Origin of the sequence: Vibrio sp. AIC-3 (genome assembly GCF_013114515.1) — a bacterium.
GTDB classification, from domain to species: domain Bacteria; phylum Pseudomonadota; class Gammaproteobacteria; order Enterobacterales; family Vibrionaceae; genus Vibrio; species Vibrio crassostreae_C.
This window is the reverse complement of sequence record NZ_VTXG01000006.1, coordinates 114,073-133,323: the sequence shown is the minus strand read 5'-3', so window position 1 is coordinate 133,323 and position 19,251 is coordinate 114,073. Positions and strand designations below refer to the sequence as shown.

Annotated in this window: 22 protein-coding genes; 13 read left to right on the top strand and 9 right to left on the bottom strand. The window is 44.3% G+C overall.

Annotated elements, in window-relative coordinates:
• Positions 1 to 11: 11 nt before the first annotated feature.
• The 3 genes from pyrH to rpsB all read right to left on the bottom strand — a co-directional run bounded on the left by pyrH (position 12) and on the right by rpsB (position 2,623).
• Complete coding sequence (gene pyrH / locus F0229_RS06780) at positions 12 to 743, bottom strand: UMP kinase (protein WP_017060742.1); 732 nt, start codon at positions 741 to 743, stop codon at positions 12 to 14.
• A gap of 161 nt (positions 744 to 904) precedes the next feature.
• Positions 905 to 1,750 carry a translation elongation factor Ts gene (tsf, locus tag F0229_RS06775; protein ID WP_017063361.1) on the bottom strand — a complete coding sequence of 282 codons (846 nt, stop codon included), beginning with the start codon at positions 1,748 to 1,750 and terminating at the stop codon, positions 905 to 907.
• A 141-nt stretch (positions 1,751 to 1,891) separates the two neighbouring features.
• Positions 1,892 to 2,623, bottom strand: a complete 732-nt coding sequence (gene rpsB, locus F0229_RS06770) for a 30S ribosomal protein S2 (protein WP_032546326.1) — start codon at positions 2,621 to 2,623, stop codon at positions 1,892 to 1,894.
• A 458-nt stretch (positions 2,624 to 3,081) separates the two neighbouring features.
• Here rpsB and map point away from each other — a divergent pair, with 458 nt between their 5' ends.
• From map to F0229_RS06755, 3 genes are all read left to right on the top strand, one after another.
• A complete protein-coding gene (gene map / locus F0229_RS06765) occupies positions 3,082 to 3,960 on the top strand; it encodes a type I methionyl aminopeptidase (RefSeq protein ID WP_102333429.1) in 879 nt (292 codons plus the stop codon).
• Positions 3,961 to 4,098: 138 nt separating this feature from the next.
• Positions 4,099 to 6,720, top strand: a complete 2,622-nt coding sequence (gene glnD / locus F0229_RS06760; protein WP_171732506.1) for a bifunctional uridylyltransferase/uridylyl-removing protein GlnD — start codon at positions 4,099 to 4,101, stop codon at positions 6,718 to 6,720.
• Between the two features lie 218 nt (positions 6,721 to 6,938).
• A complete protein-coding gene (locus F0229_RS06755) occupies positions 6,939 to 7,322 on the top strand; it encodes a DUF3461 family protein (protein ID WP_004734354.1) in 384 nt (127 codons plus the stop codon).
• 153 nt (positions 7,323 to 7,475) lie between these two features.
• Here the strand turns inward: F0229_RS06755 and truC are convergent, their stop codons facing one another.
• A complete protein-coding gene (gene truC, locus F0229_RS06750) occupies positions 7,476 to 8,225 on the bottom strand; it encodes a tRNA pseudouridine(65) synthase TruC (protein ID WP_017060745.1) in 750 nt (249 codons plus the stop codon).
• Positions 8,225 to 8,539, bottom strand: a complete 315-nt coding sequence (locus F0229_RS06745; RefSeq protein WP_017063358.1) for a YqcC family protein — start codon at positions 8,537 to 8,539, stop codon at positions 8,225 to 8,227. The genes truC and F0229_RS06745 overlap by 1 nt, the downstream gene beginning before the upstream one ends.
• 87 nt (positions 8,540 to 8,626) lie before the next feature.
• On the opposite strand from F0229_RS06745, the gene F0229_RS06740 reads away from it, so the two are divergent.
• A complete protein-coding gene (locus F0229_RS06740; protein ID WP_017060747.1) occupies positions 8,627 to 9,667 on the top strand; it encodes a DUF3549 family protein in 1,041 nt (346 codons plus the stop codon).
• Between the two features lie 84 nt (positions 9,668 to 9,751).
• Positions 9,752 to 10,060 carry a DUF3301 domain-containing protein gene (locus tag F0229_RS06735; RefSeq protein ID WP_017060748.1) on the top strand — a complete coding sequence of 103 codons (309 nt, stop codon included), beginning with the start codon at positions 9,752 to 9,754 and terminating at the stop codon, positions 10,058 to 10,060.
• Here the strand turns inward: F0229_RS06735 and F0229_RS06730 are convergent.
• Entirely contained in the window at positions 10,026 to 10,544 is a 519-nt protein-coding gene (locus F0229_RS06730; RefSeq protein WP_017060749.1) for a GNAT family N-acetyltransferase, read from the bottom strand. The two genes, F0229_RS06735 and F0229_RS06730, sit on opposite strands and share 35 nt — an antisense overlap.
• Before the next feature lie 768 nt (positions 10,545 to 11,312).
• On the opposite strand from F0229_RS06730, the gene F0229_RS06725 reads away from it, so the two are divergent.
• A complete protein-coding gene (locus F0229_RS06725; RefSeq protein ID WP_017069390.1) occupies positions 11,313 to 11,600 on the top strand; it encodes a hypothetical protein in 288 nt (95 codons plus the stop codon).
• A 54-nt stretch (positions 11,601 to 11,654) separates the two neighbouring features.
• The gene (locus F0229_RS06720; RefSeq protein ID WP_017063355.1) at positions 11,655 to 12,098 is read left to right on the top strand and encodes a YaiI/YqxD family protein; all 444 of its coding nucleotides are present in this window, start codon (positions 11,655 to 11,657) and stop codon (positions 12,096 to 12,098) included.
• A 112-nt stretch (positions 12,099 to 12,210) separates the two neighbouring features.
• Here the strand turns inward: F0229_RS06720 and F0229_RS06715 are convergent, their stop codons facing one another.
• From F0229_RS06715 to F0229_RS06705, 3 genes are all read right to left on the bottom strand, one after another.
• On the bottom strand, positions 12,211 to 13,797 hold the full coding sequence (locus tag F0229_RS06715) for an AbgT family transporter (RefSeq protein ID WP_017066391.1): 1,587 nt from the start codon (positions 13,795 to 13,797) through the stop codon (positions 12,211 to 12,213).
• 387 nt (positions 13,798 to 14,184) lie between these two features.
• The gene (gene ykgO, locus F0229_RS06710; RefSeq protein ID WP_004734365.1) at positions 14,185 to 14,310 is read right to left on the bottom strand and encodes a type B 50S ribosomal protein L36; all 126 of its coding nucleotides are present in this window, start codon (positions 14,308 to 14,310) and stop codon (positions 14,185 to 14,187) included.
• A 1-nt stretch (position 14,311) separates the two neighbouring features.
• On the bottom strand, positions 14,312 to 14,572 hold the full coding sequence (locus F0229_RS06705) for a type B 50S ribosomal protein L31 (protein WP_009847432.1): 261 nt from the start codon (positions 14,570 to 14,572) through the stop codon (positions 14,312 to 14,314).
• Between the two features lie 125 nt (positions 14,573 to 14,697).
• Between F0229_RS06705 and tsaA the strand changes: the two genes are divergently transcribed.
• From tsaA to F0229_RS06675, 6 genes are all read left to right on the top strand, one after another.
• A complete protein-coding gene (gene tsaA / locus F0229_RS06700; RefSeq protein WP_171732505.1) occupies positions 14,698 to 15,393 on the top strand; it encodes a tRNA (N6-threonylcarbamoyladenosine(37)-N6)-methyltransferase TrmO in 696 nt (231 codons plus the stop codon).
• A 101-nt stretch (positions 15,394 to 15,494) separates the two neighbouring features.
• Positions 15,495 to 17,210 (top strand): proline--tRNA ligase, encoded by a 1,716-nt coding sequence (locus F0229_RS06695; protein WP_171732504.1) that lies wholly within the window; start codon positions 15,495 to 15,497, stop codon positions 17,208 to 17,210.
• A gap of 190 nt (positions 17,211 to 17,400) precedes the next feature.
• Entirely contained in the window at positions 17,401 to 18,090 is a 690-nt protein-coding gene (locus tag F0229_RS06690) for a tellurite resistance TerB family protein (RefSeq protein WP_017060754.1), read from the top strand.
• A 164-nt stretch (positions 18,091 to 18,254) separates the two neighbouring features.
• A complete protein-coding gene (locus F0229_RS06685) occupies positions 18,255 to 18,458 on the top strand; it encodes a YaeP family protein (RefSeq protein ID WP_008222923.1) in 204 nt (67 codons plus the stop codon).
• A 1-nt stretch (position 18,459) separates the two neighbouring features.
• Positions 18,460 to 18,651: a DUF4250 domain-containing protein gene (locus F0229_RS06680; protein ID WP_010436438.1), complete on the top strand. Its 192-nt coding sequence runs from the start codon at positions 18,460 to 18,462 to the stop codon at positions 18,649 to 18,651.
• Positions 18,652 to 18,883: 232 nt separating this feature from the next.
• A complete protein-coding gene (locus F0229_RS06675; protein WP_102394418.1) occupies positions 18,884 to 19,210 on the top strand; it encodes a hypothetical protein in 327 nt (108 codons plus the stop codon).
• Positions 19,211 to 19,251 lie beyond the last annotated feature (41 nt).

Here is a 19,251-nt window from a genome sequence, read left to right as displayed (position 1 = left end):
AGCCCGAAAAATTAGTCAGCGTCGCTGATTAATGTACCTTCAGTTTCACCCATAACCACGCGACGTAGTGCGCCTGGTTTATTCATGTTAAATACACGGATTGGCATTTTGTGATCACGTGCTAGCGTAAATGCAGCCAAGTCCATTACTTTAAGTTCTTTATCAAGAACCGTGTTGTAAGACAACGTATCATACAACTCTGCGTCTGGGTTTGCTACAGGGTCAGAAGTAAATACACCATCTACTTTTGTCGCTTTTAGAACTACGTCAGCTTCGATTTCGATACCACGTAGACATGCAGCAGAATCCGTAGTGAAGAATGGGTTACCCGTACCAGCAGAGAAGATCACAACGCGACCTTGACGTAGTTGGCTGATTGCATCTGCCCAGTTGTAGTCGTCACACACACCTTTAAGAGGGATTGCAGACATTACACGTGCGTTTACGTAAGCACGGTGAAGAGCGTCACGCATTGCAAGGCCGTTCATTACCGTTGCAAGCATACCCATGTGGTCACCAACAACGCGGTTCATGCCAGCTTCAGCAAGACCAGCACCACGGAACAAGTTACCGCCACCGATAACAACACCAACTTGAACGCCTAGTTCAACCAATTCTTTTACTTCTTGAGCCATACGATCAAGGATCGTTGGGTCAATACCAAAACCTTCTTCGCCTTGTAGCGCTTCACCGCTAAGTTTTAACAGAATACGTTGATACACTGGTTTAGGGTTCGTAGTCATGGAGTTTACCTTCCAAAGAGTTGATGATTAACAGTCATGGATAAAAACTGAGTAAGTCAGTTTGCATTCATAACCACTAACGTTGCCTTCAAAAATAGTTCACTATTCATAAAAAGACCGCAGCATTTGCCACGGTCTTTTTTCAAACAATACGCTAAGGATTAACCTTTTTGTACCGCTGCAACTTCGTCAGCGAAGCTCATTTCAGCAGCTTTCTCGATACCTTCACCAACTTCTAGACGTACGAAGTTAGATACTGCAGCGCCTTTTTCTTTAAGGATTTCGCCAACAGTTTTCTTAGGTTCCATGATGAAAGCTTGACCAGTTAGAGAGATTTCGCCCGTGAATTTCTTCATACGGCCGATAACCATTTTCTCAGCGATCTCTTGAGGCTTGCCTTCGTTCATAGCGATTTCAACTTGAACTTCTTTCTCTTTAGCAACTACGTCTGCTGGTACGTCTTCTGGGTTAACAAACTCAGGACGAGAAGCAGCAACGTGCATAGCAACGTGCTTAAGAGTTTCAGCTTCGCCTTCACCAGCTACAACAACACCGATTTTCTCACCGTGACGGTAAGAAGCTAGTGCAGCACCTTCAACGTAAGCTACGCGACGGATGTTGATGTTTTCGCCGATTTTAGCAACTAGAGCAACGCGAGTTTCTTCGAACTGTGCTTGTAGCTCTTCTACAGAAGCTTTAGAAGCTACGGCTGCAGCTGCAACTTCTTCTGCAAACGCAGTGAAGCTAGCATCTTTTGCTACGAAGTCAGTTTGGCAGTTAACTTCAAGAAGAACAGCTACACCGTTCTCTTCTTTGATGATGATTGCGCCTTCAGCAGCAACGTTACCAGCTTTCTTAGCTGCTTTCGCTGCGCCAGATTTACGCATGTTTTCAATTGCTAGTTCGATGTCAGCGTTTGCTTCTACAAGCGCTTTCTTACATTCCATCATGCCAGCGCCAGTGCGCTCGCGAAGTTCTTTAACTAGAGCAGCAGTTACAGTTGCCATTCTCTATTCCTCGGTTGATTCGAAAATAAGGTAAAAATCAGGGGCCAAAATGAGGCCCCCGATCTAACTATAACTTAGCTTACATTTAATAAAGATTTCAAAATCTATATTAGCTAAGCCAAGCGTGATTCAGAGCCGCTATTATTCAGCTTCTACAAAACCATCTTTTTCAGCAGCTACAGCAGCAACGTCTTTGTTACGACCTTCTTTAACCGCGTCTGCAGCAGCGTTTAGGTAAAGCTGTACTGCACGGATTGCATCGTCGTTACCTGGGATAACGAAGTCAACGCCGTCTGGGTTAGAGTTAGTATCAACTACAGCGTAAACTGGGATACCTAGGTTGTTTGCTTCTTTAACTGCGATGTGTTCGTGATCAGCATCGATTACGAATAGAGCGTCTGGTAGGCCGCCCATGTTCTTGATACCACCAAGAGACTTCTCTAGCTTCTCCATTTCACGAGTGCGCATTAGAGCTTCTTTCTTAGTTAGCTTGTCGAAAGTACCGTCTTGAGCTTGCGCTTCAAGTTCTTTCAGACGCTTGATAGACTGACGAACAGTTTTGTAGTTCGTTAGCATACCGCCTAACCAGCGGTTGTTAACGTAGAACTGGTTGCTGTTTACAGCAGCTTCTTTAACAGCTTCAGATGCAGCGCGCTTAGTACCAACGAAAAGAACTTTACCTTTCTTCTCACCAACTTTAGCGATTTCTGCTAGAGCTTCGTTGAACATTGGTACAGTTTTTTCTAGGTTGATGATATGTACTTTGTTACGAGCACCAAAGATGAATGGCTTCATTTTTGGGTTCCAGTAACGAGTTTGGTGACCGAAGTGAACACCAGCTTTAAGCATATCGCGCATTGATACAGTTGCCATTTTAAAATCCTCTATGGGGTTAGGCCTCCACATCCCCCATGAATCCGACCCCTAACAACTAACCACTTTTCAGCCGTTATCTGTGTTGTTGAGGCACCCCGGAACATGTGTCGGAATGTGTGTGATTTAAAGAAATAAGTTAGTGGACATAAAGCTTGTTTCGCCAATTGGAGAAAACAGTCCTGATGTCCGGCGCGCTTTATACCATATTTTGTCTATCTATGGCTAGAAAAAATTCTAAAAATGGCGACTGCTATACTGATCTCTAAAGGTAAATTTTCTCTAAAAAATAGTGTCTATATCAAGCAGGTTCTGCACCATTAAACCGAACATTATCCACTCAGATTGAGCAGTATCCACCAATATTGTACGGACATGGTAATGTTGCGCTAAAATGCTGCACTGATAGAATAGCCCCAATATGCACACTTAGGTGCTACCAAATTAAGAGATATGCAATGGCTGTAAAAATTAAAACTGCTGAAGAAATCGAAAAAATGCGCGTTGCCGGCAAACTGGCCGCTGAAATTCTAGAGATGATTGAACCTCACATCCAAGTAGGTACAACGACAGAAGAACTGAACAAAATCTGTCACGAGTACGCTCTAGAAAGAGGCGCATACTCAGCACCACTCGATTACCACGGTTTCCCTAAGTCTATCTGTACGTCTATCAATCATATTGTGTGTCACGGCATTCCCGCGTCACAAGACGAGACGGGTAGCACAGGTCAATTCAAACCTGCGGTACTCAAAGATGGCGACATTCTGAACGTTGATATCACAGTTATCATCCCTGATGACGCAAATGCCGATCTTAGTACTCGCCCTCAAGGCTACCACGGTGACACCTCTAAGATGTTCCTAGTGGGTGAGGTTTCACCTGCAAACAAGCGTCTGTGCATGGTTGCTCAAGAAGCACTTTACGAAGGCATGCGCCAAGTTAAGCCAGGTGTTCAACTTGGTCAAATCGGTACTGCTATCGAGAAGTACATCAAAACAAACAACAAGAACAACCCACGCGCTAAGTTCTCTATTGTTAAAGATTACTGTGGTCACGGCATTGGTTCTGAATTCCACGAAGATCCACAAGTAGTTCACTACAAGAACAGCGATCGCACCGTGCTAAAAGCAGGCATGTGCTTCACTATCGAGCCAATGATCAACGCGGGTAAGTTTGGCTGTCGTCTTGATGACGAAGATAGCTGGACAGTATACACAGCAGACAGCAAGAACTCGGCTCAATGGGAGCACACTCTGGTTGTAACTGATACTGGTTGTGAAGTACTAACACTGCGCAGCGATGATACAATCCCACGTATCATGAAGAACGCTTAGTTCACCGAACTGAGCGCATCAGCCTTTTAAAAATATCCTCGCATTGTCGAGGATATTTTTTATCCACTCAATTTCGATTTTCCATCAGCTTCTGTTAAATTGTTTACTATTCTCATTTGCTTGCACGGATAGCAGACTATGCCTTATCAATGCCCTCTTACGTTCAATGACGAACAAATTGAAATCTGCGAATTAAAAAATCAGCTCGAGATCTTCACGCAGTATCAAAAAAATGAATTTCTGAACCACCATCCCGTCACCGATTTGGTTCTACTGCGCTCCGAATACATGGATTTACTTCTCAATCGTTTGTGGGAAAATTTCGGATTCAACAAACTGCCTCATATTTCACTTGTCGCAGTGGGTGGTTATGGTCGTGGCGAACTGCATCCTTTGTCTGACATTGATATTCTCATTGTCTCGCAAAAAACACTACCACCAGCTCTTGGTGAAAAGGTCAGTCAATTCATTACTCTACTTTGGGATTTAAAGCTCGAAGTTGGCCATGCTGTGCGAACTATTACTGAGTGTCTCGATATCGGCACCGATGATTTAACCGTCGCGACCAACCTACAAGAGTCGCGATTGTTATGTGGTAGTGAAGACACTTTCCAAGAACTAAAACTGAATATTCATTCCGATTCATTTTGGCCAAGTGAGACGTTTTACAAAGCCAAGATTCAAGAACAGAGAGAGCGTCATGCTCGCTACCACGACACCACCTATAATTTAGAACCGGACATCAAATCGACTCCGGGAGGGCTCAGAGACATCCATACCCTGAGCTGGGTTGCGCGTCGCCACTTCGGCGCGACCTCTTTGTTAGAGATGAGCAAATACGGCTTTCTGACCGATGCTGAATATCGTGAGCTCGTTGAGTGCCAAGATTTTTTATGGCGTGTTCGCTTTGCATTGCATATTGAACTGCGCCGTTACGACAACCGTTTAACGTTCGCGCATCAAGCTCAAGTCGCTGAACATCTGGGTTATACGGGTGAAGGAAACCGTGGTGTTGAGATGATGATGAAAGAGTTCTACCGAACCCTTCGTCGTGTTGCTGAACTGAATAAGATGCTGCTTAAGCTGTTCGATCAAGCGATCATCAATGGCGGTCAAACCCAAGACGCTGAAATTCTCGATAGTGATTTCCAACGTCGAGGTTCGTTGATCGAAGCGCGCAAGCCTGCCCTATTCCAAGCAAGACCAGAAACCATTCTCGATATGTTCATCCATATCGCCAATGACTCGACTATCGAAGGGGTAAGTCCACCAACATTGCGACAACTGCGTACGGCACGCCGTCGATTGAACCGATTCCTGCATACCATTCCTGAAGCTCGTGACAAGTTCATGGATCTAGTTCGCCACCCTAATGCCCTGCACAAAGCCTTTAGCTTAATGCACAAATTGGGCGTGATCTCTGCGTACTTACCGCAGTGGAGCCAGATCGTTGGTCAGATGCAGTTTGACCTATTCCATGTTTACACCGTGGATGAGCACAGTATCCGCCTGCTCAAGCACATCAACCGCTTTGGTCAAATCGAAAACCACGATAAGCACCCTATCTGCTGTGAAGTCTATCCTCGAGTACAGAAGAAAGAGTTGCTGATCCTTGCCGCTATCTTCCATGACATCGGCAAAGGCCGCGGCGGAGACCACTCTGAGATAGGTGCGGTTGAGGCTTACTCTTTCTGTATTGAACACGGGCTATCGAAGCCTGAAGCCAAACAAGTCGCGTGGTTGGTACAAAATCACCTATTGATGTCAGTAACGGCTCAACGTCGTGATATCTACGACCCAGATGTGATCACCGAATTCGCCAAAAAAGTGCGTGATGAAGAATCACTCGAGCTACTGGTTTGTTTAACCGTTGCCGATATCTGTGCGACTAACCCTGAGCTATGGAACAGTTGGAAACGAACCCTGTTAGCTGAGCTGTTCCACTCAACGCAGCGAGCACTGCGCCGCGGCTTGGAAAACCCTGTCGATGTCAGAGACCGTATTCGTCACAACCAACAACTGGCATCAGCACTGCTGCGTAAAGAAGGCTTCACCGCTCGTGAGATTGAAGTGTTGTGGCAACGCTTTAAGGCCGATTATTTCTTGCGTCACACACATAAACAAATCGCTTGGCACTGTGAGCACTTACTTCGCCTAGAAGACCCAAGCCAACCGTTAGTGCTGATCAGTAAGAAAGCGACGCGCGGTGGCACAGAAGTGTTCGTTTATTGTAAAGACCAAGCAGCACTGTTTGCGACCGTGGTTGCCGAACTCGACAGACGTAACTTTAACGTTCATGACGCGCAGGTCATGGTTAGCAAAGATGGTCATGTTTTGGATACCTTTATCGTACTAGACCAGCACGGCGAAGCGATTGATGAAGCAAGACACAAAGCCGTTGCTAAACATCTGACTCATGTATTGACTGATGGCCGCCCGACTAAGATTAAGACGCGTCGCACGCCACGTAACTTGCAACACTTTAAGGTCAAAACCTTAGTTGAGTTCCTACCAACCAAGAGCAAGAAACGTACCTTGATGGAGTTAAGAGCTCTTGATACGCCGGGGTTATTGGCTCAAGTCGGTGCAACCTTTGCAGAATTAGACATCAACTTGCACGGTGCGAAAATCACCACGATAGGTGAGAGAGCTGAAGATTTGTTTATTCTGACCAGTGATGCGGGAGGCAGACTGTCTGAAGAACAGGAACAAGCGCTAAGAGAAAGGTTAACTGAGCATGTTTCAGAACTCGCACCTTAGAAAGCTAATTTAGTGCTAGAAGTAAGTTATGACTAGGAAACAAGTTTAGCTCTAGGAACAGCTTTAATAGCCAAATAAGTGTGGGCAAAGATAGAGAGCGATCTTGCCCACAACTTACAATCAATTCACAGATATCAACTATCTAGCTCGTCGTTAGGCTGCTACATTGATCAAGTCAATTACATAAAAGTATTACATTCATAACCTAGAGGTCGCTTATGTATCCAAACCTCACTGGCTTAGGTATCCACGAACCTAAACAGATTGAACGTTACTCCCTTCGCCAAGAAGCGCACAAAGATATCCTGAAGATTTACTTTCGTAAGCAGAAAGGGGAACTGTTCGCGAAAAGCGTTAAATTTAAGTACCCACGACAAGTAAAAAGTGTGCTTGTTAGCGGTGGCAATAATCAATACAAAGAAGTGACAGAGATTAACCGCAACCTCACTCTTGTGATTGATGAACTCAACAAAATCACCAAACCGACTCCAACGGCTGAGGTGGATGTGAAGCAGAAGATCCTTACCGACTTACGCCATCTAGAGAAAGTGGTATCAAGCAAGATCGCTGAGATCGAAGCTGATCTAGAAAAGCTAAAATGATCCCGCGACTAACTATTACTGTTAACTAACCAACATTAGTTATGCCGTTAAGGTTATACAGATACAAAAAGGGCTGATATCACTATCAGCCCTTTGTTTTTTATTCTATTTTCTCTATTCACTTAGACTGGAGATTGCCTAAACACGCGAGACTTACTTAGACAAGCAAGTTTGAGCATCGATTAAGTTAGTATCCCACTCAAAGGTTTCAAACAACCTTAGCCAAGTTTCATCAAGGTTGGCCTTCATCACCAACTCTTCTTTTGTGAAAGGATGGATAAAGCGAAGCTCAGAAGCGTGCAACAACAAACGATGCGAATCTAAATCATCACGGAACAGTCGATTGTGCTTACCATCACCATGTGAAGTATCACCGACAATCGGATGTCTTAGATGAGCCATGTGACGACGCAGCTGATGTTTGCGACCTGTCTTTGGCATCATCTCAACCAAGCAGTAGCGGCTCGTAGGAAAGCGTCCTGTTGAATATGGCACTTCTACTTTTGCTAGCGGTTCATAGACTGTCACTGCCTCTTGCGCTTCTTTGTCTTCTTTCGCGAACTTATCTGCGATCTTATCCAGCTCAACCTTAAGTGCATAATCGAGCGTATCGCCCTCTTCTATCCAACCACGGACAATCGCATGATAGGTTTTTTGCATCTCATGATTAGCGAACATTGGCATCACCTGTGAAGCAACCTCACTCGACAACGCAAACACCAACACACCCGATGTCGGTCTGTCTAAGCGGTGTAATGGAAATACATGCTGACCAATTTGATCGCGCAATGTCTGCATAACAAATTGCGTTTCGTGTTTATCCAACCATGAACGATGCACTAGCATGCCAGCGGGCTTATTCACCGCGACAAAGTACTCATCTTGATAAATGATCTCTAACATTACGCACATACCTCATCAATGCTCTGAATTGTCACTAGCAGTTCGACTTTGTCTGCCTCATTTTTCCACACTTCACCAAAATAAGGATGGATAGCAAAGCCTTTCGGTAGGCTCATTTGGGCATCCATCATTGCGTTGATCTTAACGATAAAGATCCACTGCAACCACTCTTCCGGTTGTAACGAATCAATCCCGAAAGGTTCAACGCTCGCCAGAGCTTCATCCGAAGGCGGAAGCGTGCTCCATAGCGAACATTGGCGCATTTGTTCTTCTAATTGTTGAAGTAAAAGAGGTAACTTTGTGGCTGCTGTCATTTTTCACCAAGTTATTTATCTAGTGACCTTGAAATTGGGGCATAGAGTACCATCTATTTAGGAAAGAAAGTTAGGAGCTTTATTACTATGGAAACGATTCACACGCTCACTCAGTTACTAAAGAATAGCGGTTGCCAGTACGATATCTACGACCTAGGTCGCCGTATTCAGAAGATCGACAACACCTTATTCTCTGATGTTGAGCAAGGGAAACAGCCGTACCCATTTCCACTTCAGAAACAAGCTCACTTAGCGATTAGTTACTGGAACGAACACAAGCAACCTTGGATCTGGTTCCTAAAATTCAAACTGGACGAAAGAGGCCTATTACATCAAGGTGATGTCGGCAATTTCCTTAAGTTTGTTATCGAAGCGATGGGCACACGTTTGAACGGTGAGATCAGCGAAGAGCAACAACAAAAGCTGTCAAACAACCCATATACCTTCAAGCCTTCAGAAGACAAAATGGCCGTGTTCCATAGCCAAGTAAGAGCAGGTTTAGACCTTGCAACGAGCCAATACTACGAACACGCTCAACACTACTTCACAGGCGATCTAGGCTGGGACAACTGGAAAACCGTTGGCCTACAAGGCATCACTGATATGTGTGCTCGTTTAGGCAGCCAACAAAATGGTGTCGCGATTCGCAAAGCATTGAATAAGCTGCCTTCAGAACCTCTATACGCGACTCTCGGGGCGCTTGAGCATACGCAAATCAATGACAAGCTCGCTCAACGCTTACAAGAAATGGCAGAGAATGAGATTAACAGTCAAGAGCCAGATCTGTTCTTACTGTCAGCACTGGTACGTGCCCTTTCTGGCGCAGAGCAAAGCACAACCAACGCCGTAATTAACCAAGTTCTGGCTAGCCCGCGCTTAAGCCACCAAGAAGTATTGATTGGTTTGGCTGGTCGCAGCTGGCACGCACTGCAAGATCCTGCGATTGCTGAGCAGTTCTTGCTGCGTCTCGCACAAACGGGCAACCAAAACTTGTTCAATCAGTTATTTGCAGATTTAGTGATGATTCCGACACTGAGAATGGTATTTTTACCATTATTGAACTCGAACCCATCACCAGAACTCGCCAATGCACTTGTAGAATTACAACAAGCGGCTAAGTCGCAATAGATACCAGACAGAACAGCTCAGTAGCTCATAACAAAAAGCTCAAATCACGAACGGAATAGAGAGATAAAAGGAAGTATGGATTAAATGATAGATAACTTATTGGCTATTTTGATGCTGTGCTTCTTTTGCTTTCTGTTTTGGCAACAGCGCAGGCAATCCGAGCTTGCGAAAGCTGCCATTGCGAGAAAATGTAAAGAGCTCGACTTACAGCTATTAAGTGTTGCCTTTAGTGGTCATAAACTTAAGATGCGCCATGAGCTCACCACCATTTGGCGCTGGCACACCGTGTATCAATTTGAGTTTTCAGCGTTAGGTGATGACCTGTACCAAGGGAAACTGACCATGGTGGGCTTCCGTTCTATGCGGTTTGAGCTACAGCCTCATAGAATGTAACGTCGCAATACGCGGTATAACTATATTCATGATAAGGGCCAAACTGATCTTGTTTGGTCTCTTTAAATGCAAAGCCTAACTTTTCAAGTAACTTAATTGATGGGTTATGACCAACATTAACGGTCGCGACAACATTCGTTAGGTGTTCTTCAAAACAAACCAAACTAAAGAAAGGTTTTAGCACTTCACTAGCAAGGCCTTGATTCCAAAACTCCTTGTCTAGAATAAATCCCAGTTCATGCTTCCCTTCTTCAGACGAAACAAACAAATGCCCGAGGTATTCGCGGGTTTGGTTGTGGATAATGGCTCGGCAAAAACCAACGTTGTCGTTCAGTATTTCTTGAAATAGGTGTTTTGCAGAGGCAATAGAATGCGGCCCGTTCATTTCAGCACGATTGATGGGGCAGCAATTCAACTTGATAAAGTCATGTTCTAACTGCTCGGTATAAGGTACCAACAGCGTTCTTGAGGTTGCTATCGTCATAAAACACTCCTTGTGTTGACCATTAGCAGAAAAGCAGATGTCGCGTGCTTAGATAAAAGCTCCTGAATTAAAGAGAGCCCCTAGATAGAGAAAAAGCCTTAGGAAAAGAAAAGCCCCGACACCGAAGTGTCAGGGCTAGGGTCTTACTCGCAGCAGTCCGGCTACTAATTAATGCTCCATGCATCATCCATAATAGTGGCTGTAATCCTTCAGCTCTTTCCTTTACTTCGCCGTCCTAGCGGTGTCCAATCATCCTGAAAGCTAACAATCCTAGTTAGCGCACATCACTTGTTCCGTGAGCGGTGTCCTTTACATCGTCCTGATGCTAATCCAACCCTTTAATCCTAAAGGTGTCCATTGTCATTCCGTTGCAGCTAACTTCCTGTTAACTGACTGTATCCCTACAATGTCCTTACGCTCCATGCTTGATCACTCAATCCTAAGTAACCAAATCTTCATCCTGAAGATAACCAAATCCTTGGTGCTTTCCTGTTCCGTGTCAGAATCCTTCCGACAAGGTTTAATTTACGCGATTTAGGATTTCGGACAATAGATTTGCATCACATTTTGAATTCAAGAAAGTTGTTAATTATATAAAACAATTAAAATTCAACACCTTAACCATGTGCGCATCAATCTCTCTAGCGATGTATTCGTGTTATCTCACAACCTTTGTAAGAGATCTCTCACAAGCCATGGGCGGTTTTATGATTCGCTATCATTCACCAGAGCGAGTAAAATGACTAAAGACTAAAAGTGGAGATCAACATGCTGACAAAAGATGTTTCTGAAGAGTTGAAATCAGTGCTTGAAGGACTGCAAGCGCAAGGGAAAGAGCCGACAGTTGCTTTAGTTAAGGCTCGTATGAGCACATCCGTTCCGATGCCCGCTTTAATCACGACCATCAAGAGCTGGAAAAGCGCAAATCGTGTTCCTAAAGTTGAAGTCGCGACACAAGAAGAGCCAGCACTTGATCGTGTTAGCCAACTGGAAAAGCAAATCCTTGAACTCACTGCTCGCGTTGCCATGCTTGAAGCTAAACTAACTGATCAATAAGGCAACTGAGCAATAAGTTGACCGATAAATAAGCTAACAGAGAAATAGAACACTATGAAGATATGGGTTGATGCGGACGCTTGTCCAAAGGTTATCCGAGAAACAATCGTACGCGCAGCTGAGCGCACAGGGGTTGAATGTACCTTTGTGGCAAACCATCTGGTTCCCGTTCCTAAACGCAATAACATTCACTCAATTCAAGTGCCAAGCGGGTTTGATATTGCTGATGATGAAATCGTAAAGCGCACTGAACCCGGCGATCTTGTGATTACATCCGATATCCCTCTGGCTGACGAAGTGATCACTAAAGGTGGGCAAGCACTCAGCTCTCGTGGTGAGCTTTACACCAAAGAGACCATTAAAGCGCGTCTGAACATTCGTGACTTTATGGATACCATGCGCTCAAGTGGCATCCAAACGGGTGGACCAAGTGCCCTTTCTCAAACCGACCGTCGTGAGTTTGCCAACCACTTAGATAGAATTCTAGCCAAACGCTAGCTGGCTCATCCGAGCTTAACCTAGTTCTATCTCTCCATAAAAAATCAAAAAACCTGCAAACAATGCAGGTTTTTTTAATATCAATTAGAAGAAGGTTTCCCCTACTCTACAACTAAGGCGTGTAGTACGTTGCAGCACCTGGACCTACTGGTAGGCCAAATACGAATACCCAAACGTAGAACATTAAGCTCCAACCAACCAAGAATACGATTGAGTATGGAAGCATAGTTGCAATCAGAGTACCGATACCTAGGTTCTTCATGTAACGCGTCGCTACAGCTAGGATAAGACCAAAGTAGCTCATCATTGGCGTAATGATGTTGGTTGTTGAATCACCGATACGGTAAGCCGCTTGAATCGTTTCAGGTGCGTAACCTACTAACATTAGCATTGGAACGAAGATTGGCGCTGTTACTGCCCACTGAGCAGAAGCCGAACCGATCATCAGGTTAATGAAGCCACACATTAGGATGAATGCGAAGAACAACATTGGGCCCGTTAGGCCGATATCCTGTAGGAAAGTAGCACCTGCAACTGCGAATACTTGACCGAAGTTAGTCCACTTGAAGAAAGCAACAAACTGAGCAGCGAAGAACACAAGTACGATGTACATGCCCATTGAAGACATAGACTTAGACATTGCATTGATTACATCACGGTCTGTTTTCATTGTGCCGGTAACTTTACCGTAAACAAAACCAGGAACTGCGAAGAATACGAAGATGAACGCTACGATACTTTTCAGGAATGGAGAACCTGAAACCGTACCTGCTGCTGAACGTAGAACACCATCAGCTGGAACAATCGTCCAAGCAAGAAGCGCTGAAACCGCTAGCACTGCGATACCCGCAAACTTAAGGCCTTTCTTCTCAACGTCTGTTAGCTTGCCCATTGAATCATTTGATAAATCTTCAGACGCTTCTTCGTCGTTGTATTTACCCAGTTTTGGTTCAACAATCTTCTCAGTTACAAATGCACCTGTAATCGCGATGAAGAAAGTAGAAACAAACATGAAGTACCAGTTTGATTCAGGACCAACGTTGTAAGTCGGGTCAATCATTTGTGCTGCTGTTGTAGTAATACCAGAAAGCAGCGGGTCAACCGTACCGATTAGAAGGTTTGCAGAGTAACCACCAGATACACCAGCAAATGCTGCCGCTAGACCTGCTAATGGGTGACGACCCAAAGAGTGGAAAAGCATTGCTGCAAGCGGGATAAGTACTACATAGCCAAGCTCTGAAGCCGTGTTAGAGATAATACCTGCGAAAACTACGGTTACCGTAACCATGCGCTTAGATGCGCCCATTACCATGCCACGCATCGCCGCAGATAATAGACCTGAGTGCTCAGCAATCGCTACACCTAGCATTGCAACAAGCACGGTACCTAATGGCGCAAAGCCAACAAAGTTTGTCACTAGATTAGTAACAATGAGCTGTAAGCCTTCAGCATTAAGTAAGCTTACAACGTAGATCATGCCGTCAGCAGCACGACCTGGAGCACCTTCTGGACGAGGGTCCATAACAGACACATCAAAATATCCAGCGATACCTGAAGTAACTAGAATAGCGACACAGAAGATTGCGAAAAGAGTGATCGGGTGGGGTAATAGGTTCCCCAAATATTCAACACCATCGAGAAAACGGGTAAAAATAGGTTTCTTTGGCGAGTTGTTTTTTATTGAAGCTGATGAACTCATCAGTTCCCTCCTTGTAGTGATTCCTATGCAATTGTGACAAAAATGTTCAAATTGCCAGCGAAGGGTACGCGACAAAATTATCAATTAGAAATTCAAAATGTTACAAAATGTGTAACAAACGACGATTTTTAACTCTATTTGAACAATTAATTAGCAAATAAATCTACATTAAATACAAAATCTAGATTTATAATTCACAAATACACATTCACTACAAATATAACTGATAATATAAGCCATTGATTCACTTGAAAATAAAACACGCCATACTCTAAGTTAATACGCAATATTCTGTCAGGTTCTTCTCGAGGGAAAAGAAAAACAGACAAATGAATGAAGTTTGACTTTCCCCTCGTTTTTACACTCGCGTCACATCAATTTGACTGACTATTTCTGAACCGCTTTGAATCTCGGATTGGTTTTGCAGATAACATAATGACGACCTCTGCGCTTTACTATCTGGCAATCAGGATGGCGACTTTTCGCACTTTTAAGTGATTTCACAACTTTCATTCTATTTCGCTCCCTTACCTAATTGACCAAAACGACGAGTGAAGTTCGCAACACGTCCCTCTTTATGTAGCACTCGTTGTTTACCCGTATAGAAAGGATGCGACTTTGACGACACCTCAATCGTGAAGTAAGGATAAGTATTGCCGTCTTCCCATTCGATAGTACGGTCTGTTTTTAGCGTTGAGCCGATTAAGAAGTACTCATCGACACTGGTGTCATGAAAAACCACGGGACGGTAATCTGGATGGATATTCGGTTTCATTGTATTTCCCTTAAACAACTAATTTTGATATGTTATAACATTGCAAATGTTAATTATTATCAAAAGAAAAACAAGCGATTTTATGATATTTTTCCGTCTTAATCGTAATCAGAGAACACCCAACTATGTACACCATTGAACCTGTTGGCTTTATTGAGTCTCCTTATAAAGAGAAGTTCGCTGTGCCAAGGCAGCCTAGGTTGGTACCCACATCCACCTCAAGAGTCAGATTAGTTGATGCAGCAAACTGCCTTGAGTCTGTTCGTGGTATTGAGCAATTTAGCCATGTTTGGTTACTATTTCTGTTCGACAAGAACCTTGAAGCAGGCTGGAAACCAACCGTGAGGCCACCTCGCCTTGGCGGGAATGAACGTATTGGTGTATTCGCGTCTCGTGCCACATTCAGACCGAATGGAATTGGCATGTCTGCGGTTGAACTAAAAGGTGTGTCTCAAGAGAAAGGGCAAACTTGGTTGGATCTCGGCAGCGTCGACTTAGTAGATGGCACACCGATCATCGACATCAAGCCTTACATCCCCTACTCAGATTCGATTCCGGACGCATTGGGAGGGTTTGCTGCTGACGAACCAGAAGTGCTCGAAGTTAACTTTTCGCAACAAGCGCAAAGTAAGCTAGCCAGTCATCCACAAGCGCGCCATATCGTTCAGGTGATCAAAGAAGTATTAGGCCAAGATCCTCGTCCTGCCTATAAGAAAGGTAAACCTGACAACAAGGAATATGCGGTAAATTTGTTCGATCTTAACGTGAAATTCGTAGTTGAAACACTTTTCATCAATGTAACTGACATTGAACGCTTTTGAGATCCCAAATAGGCTGATATTATATGCGGCTATATCAGATTTGCTGTCGTCGCTAACGACAGCAAGTTTTCTTTTATCAATGATGAAACGGATACCATAGAATGCGTACCAGTAACTACCTTCTTTCTACTCTGAAAGAGACTCCAAACGACGCAGAAGTTATCAGCCACCAGCTGATGCTACGTGCAGGTATGATCCGTAAGCTAGCTTCAGGTTTATATACTTGGCTACCTACTGGTCTACGTGTACTGCGTAAAGTCGAAAATATCGTTCGCCAAGAGATCGATAATGCAGGTGCCGTTGAAATCTTGATGCCCGTAGTTCAACCGTTTGAGCTTTGGGAAGAGACTGGCCGTTCTGAAAAGATGGGCCCTGAGCTACTTCGTTTCACAGACCGTCACTCTCGTCCGTTTGTTCTTAGCCCAACAGCTGAAGAAGTAGTAACGAGCCTAGTACGTAACGAGATCAGCTCTTACAAACAGCTACCTCTAAATCTGTACCAAATCCAGACTAAATTCCGTGATGAGCGCCGCCCTCGTTTTGGCGTAATGCGTGCACGTGAATTCTCTATGATGGATGCGTACAGCTTTGATATCGATAAAGAAGGCTTAGAAAAGTCTTACCAAGCGATGCACGATGCTTACTGTAAAGCATTCGACCGCATGGGCCTTGAGTACCGTCCAGTATTGGCAGACTCTGGCGCAATCGGCGGCAGCGGCTCTCAAGAGTTCCACGTTCTTGCTGAAAGCGGCGAAGACCTAATCGCATTCTCAACTGAGTCAGATTACGCAGCAAACATCGAAAAAGCAGAAGCACTTGCTCCTACTGAAGATGCAGCAGCACCAACTCAAGAGATGGAACTGGTTGATACACCAAATGCGAAAACTATCGCAGAATTGGTAGAGCAACACGGTCTAGCAATCGAGAAGACAGTTAAGACTCTATTCGTTAAAGCATCTGATGAAGTAGAAGCAGATATCATTGCTCTGATCATCCGTGGTGACCACGAACTGAACGAAGTGAAAGCAGAGAACCTTCCACAAGTTGCTGCTCCGCTAGAGATGGCTTCTGAAGAAGAAATACGCGCACTTGTTGGTGCAGGTCCTGGTTCACTTGGACCTGTTGGCCTAGAGCTACCATTCATCGTTGACCGCTCTGTTGCTGTAATGAGCGACTTTGGCGCTGGTGCAAACGTAGATGGTAAGCACTACTTCGGCATCAACTGGGGTCGTGACGTTGAGCTTGCTCAAGTTGAAGACCTACGTAACGTTATTGAAGGCGACCTAAGCCCATGTGGTCAAGGTACTATCCAACTTAAGCGTGGTATCGAAGTTGGTCACATCTTCCAACTAGGTAATACTTACTCTAAAGCAATGAACTGTAACGTGCTTGGTCCTGATGGTAAGAGCGTAATCCTAGAAATGGGTTGTTACGGTATCGGTGTTTCACGTGTTGTTGCATCGGCTATCGAGCAAAACCACGATAAATTCGGTATCACTTGGCCAGACGCACTAGCACCGTTCCAAGTTGCTATCGTACCAATGAACATGCACAAATCTGAGCGCGTTAAAGAAGCCGCTGAGAAGCTATACGCTGAATTAACAGCTATGGGTATCGAAGTTTTATTCGATGACCGTAAAGAGCGCCCTGGTGTTATGTTTAAAGATATCGAGCTTGTGGGTATTCCTCACACTATCGTTATCGGCGATCGCAGCATGGACGAAGGTAACTTCGAATACAAAAACCGTCGTACTGGTGATAAAGAAGTTATCGCAATAGACACGGTTATCGAGCACCTTAAAGCTCAACTAGCTTAGTAATCCGATTACTGACTAGATAAACATTGAAAGGCTGCCGTTAGGTGGCCTTTTTTGTGCCTGTCATTTCGCTTCAAACTCCCTTCTATTTATCAGTAGAGTAAATAACGTAAGTTAATCCCCTGTTCATCTTTAAATCCGTATATTGGTGTCATCAACTTTTTGGACATGCTCACCATTGGAGGTATCGATGGATATCAAAAGCTTACTGAACCAAGCACTTAAATCAGATCTCGTAAAACAAGGTACTCAGAAACTTTCACAAGGGTCTTCAAGTTTAAGTGGCCTTTCTCAAGGCAGCAATAGCAAGAGTAGCAGTAAAAGTACACTCGGAGCCTTCGGTGCAGGCGCAGTTGGCGGAGGACTGTTAGGTGCGTTAATGGGCTCTAAGAAGACTAAGAAAATGGGTAAGAAAGCGGCTGGGATTGGCGGCGCAGCAGCACTGGGCGCTTTGGCTTATAAAGTCTACAACGACTACCAGTCCAAACAAGGCCAGACACCTAACGCCGAACAGGCTCAGTTTGATGAAAATGATGCAAACCACAGCGTGCTGATTCTACGATCGATGATTGCCGCGTCTAAAGCTGATGGCCATGTTGATGAAGAAGAGATGGCTAAGATAGAGCAAGCCGTCGAGAATATGGGCGCTGATTATCAACTGACTAAATTGGTCTCTGAAGAACTGCATAAGCCACTCGACCCAAGCGAAATCGCTCAACTGGCAACGTCACCTCAACAGGCGAGTGAGATCTACTTAGCCTCTTTGATTGTGGCCGACGAACAGAATTTCATGGAAAAGGCGTACCTGAAAGAGCTCGCGAAACAGCTCAATCTTGCTGATGAAGTCACCTATCAACTTGAACAACAAGTCTCTGGCTAATCGGCAAGTACCAAACGAAGCCGTAAAGAACGGCCTAAGCAGCGAGCGAACCAAGTGAGATATTGAGCAAGGACAAACTAACTCTGAACTTAATCAGATCCACTTTGTTTTTGCTTATCTCTATGTGTATATTGAGATCAGTTATCATTTGGTTAGGTATAAAAATGAAAGTATACGATTGTTGTGATTTGGTGCGTGAACTGTATTCTCAAATTGGCAGTGGCGACCAAGGCTATATCCCTAAAGCGATCACCTGCGCGGTAAAAACATTGAATGACCTTGCTGCAGATGAATCTCTTCCTAAAGAAGCGCGTGAGCGTGCAGCCTTTGCCGCTGCAAACCTGCTGATCTCAGATTTCGAGGACTAATATGAACCTCGCTAATTTTGAAAAAATGGATCCTGTAATGTTGATGAGTATCGTCAACATGAAGCTACGTGACGACTTCGGTGGTGATTTGGATCGAGTGGTCAACTTCTACGAGATCGACAAAGCAGCATTGATCGCTAAACTTGCGTCTGCTGGTTTTGAATTCCTTCCAGAAGCCAAACAGTTTCGATAGTCATTTAAAACAAGCTTGATTTTGAAAGGCCAACCTCAGTGTTGGTCTTTTTTATTGGTGATACGTATTGGATAAACATGCAGTTAGCCAATTATAAATTATCTGTCTACATCTATACTTTTATATCTTAGAGTCAACGAGCGCGCCTTGAACCAAAGCGTATTGTTGTATAGGCTACCTAAACTAGCATATAAAACTCATCACTCAACTTGATGATAGTGAAGGATTAACAATGAAAAGACTCGGACTTTTAGCCGTTATCGCAGCCGCACTCACCGCAGGTTGCGCTTCAAATACTCAGCAAGACAACTTTCGCGAAGCCTCTTTTGAGCTGTGTAATACTGAAGTCGATATTTACTCTGTAAGCCATGATGAACGAGTTCGTATTGTCTGTTCTGATGGCTCTAAATTCGCTTTGAACAGCGAAGACACATTAGAAGTGATGCGTGACATCAACATCGACTACTGTGATGGCGAAGGCTTAGGAAAATTCAACGAGAGCCGCCATTATTACTCATTCAAGTGTAAGTCTGGCACCCTGCTTAGTATCAGAAAGTAGAACCAACATAAGAAAACCACAAAGGGTTGATGTGCAAATAT

Excerpts from the sequence above, each read along its gene's own strand:
- pyrH (WP_017060742.1), bottom strand. The coding sequence starts at position 743 with ATGACTACGAACCCTAAACCAGTGTATCAACGTATTCTGTTAAAACTT.
- tsf (WP_017063361.1), bottom strand. The coding sequence starts at position 1,750 with ATGGCAACTGTAACTGCTGCTCTAGTTAAAGAACTTCGCGAGCGCACT.
- rpsB (WP_032546326.1), bottom strand. The coding sequence starts at position 2,623 with ATGGCAACTGTATCAATGCGCGATATGCTTAAAGCTGGTGTTCACTTC.
- map (WP_102333429.1), top strand. The coding sequence starts at position 3,082 with ATGGCTGTAAAAATTAAAACTGCTGAAGAAATCGAAAAAATGCGCGTT.
- glnD (WP_171732506.1), top strand. The coding sequence starts at position 4,099 with ATGCCTTATCAATGCCCTCTTACGTTCAATGACGAACAAATTGAAATC.
- F0229_RS06755 (WP_004734354.1), top strand. The coding sequence starts at position 6,939 with ATGTATCCAAACCTCACTGGCTTAGGTATCCACGAACCTAAACAGATT.
- truC (WP_017060745.1), bottom strand. The coding sequence starts at position 8,225 with ATGTTAGAGATCATTTATCAAGATGAGTACTTTGTCGCGGTGAATAAG.
- F0229_RS06745 (WP_017063358.1), bottom strand. The coding sequence starts at position 8,539 with ATGACAGCAGCCACAAAGTTACCTCTTTTACTTCAACAATTAGAAGAA.
- F0229_RS06740 (WP_017060747.1), top strand. The coding sequence starts at position 8,627 with ATGGAAACGATTCACACGCTCACTCAGTTACTAAAGAATAGCGGTTGC.
- F0229_RS06735 (WP_017060748.1), top strand. The coding sequence starts at position 9,752 with ATGATAGATAACTTATTGGCTATTTTGATGCTGTGCTTCTTTTGCTTT.
- F0229_RS06730 (WP_017060749.1), bottom strand. The coding sequence starts at position 10,544 with ATGACGATAGCAACCTCAAGAACGCTGTTGGTACCTTATACCGAGCAG.
- F0229_RS06725 (WP_017069390.1), top strand. The coding sequence starts at position 11,313 with ATGCTGACAAAAGATGTTTCTGAAGAGTTGAAATCAGTGCTTGAAGGA.
- F0229_RS06720 (WP_017063355.1), top strand. The coding sequence starts at position 11,655 with ATGAAGATATGGGTTGATGCGGACGCTTGTCCAAAGGTTATCCGAGAA.
- F0229_RS06715 (WP_017066391.1), bottom strand. The coding sequence starts at position 13,797 with ATGAGTTCATCAGCTTCAATAAAAAACAACTCGCCAAAGAAACCTATT.
- ykgO (WP_004734365.1), bottom strand. The coding sequence starts at position 14,310 with ATGAAAGTTGTGAAATCACTTAAAAGTGCGAAAAGTCGCCATCCTGAT.
- F0229_RS06705 (WP_009847432.1), bottom strand. The coding sequence starts at position 14,572 with ATGAAACCGAATATCCATCCAGATTACCGTCCCGTGGTTTTTCATGAC.
- tsaA (WP_171732505.1), top strand. The coding sequence starts at position 14,698 with ATGTACACCATTGAACCTGTTGGCTTTATTGAGTCTCCTTATAAAGAG.
- F0229_RS06695 (WP_171732504.1), top strand. The coding sequence starts at position 15,495 with ATGCGTACCAGTAACTACCTTCTTTCTACTCTGAAAGAGACTCCAAAC.
- F0229_RS06690 (WP_017060754.1), top strand. The coding sequence starts at position 17,401 with ATGGATATCAAAAGCTTACTGAACCAAGCACTTAAATCAGATCTCGTA.
- F0229_RS06685 (WP_008222923.1), top strand. The coding sequence starts at position 18,255 with ATGAAAGTATACGATTGTTGTGATTTGGTGCGTGAACTGTATTCTCAA.
- F0229_RS06680 (WP_010436438.1), top strand. The coding sequence starts at position 18,460 with ATGAACCTCGCTAATTTTGAAAAAATGGATCCTGTAATGTTGATGAGT.
- F0229_RS06675 (WP_102394418.1), top strand. The coding sequence starts at position 18,884 with ATGAAAAGACTCGGACTTTTAGCCGTTATCGCAGCCGCACTCACCGCA.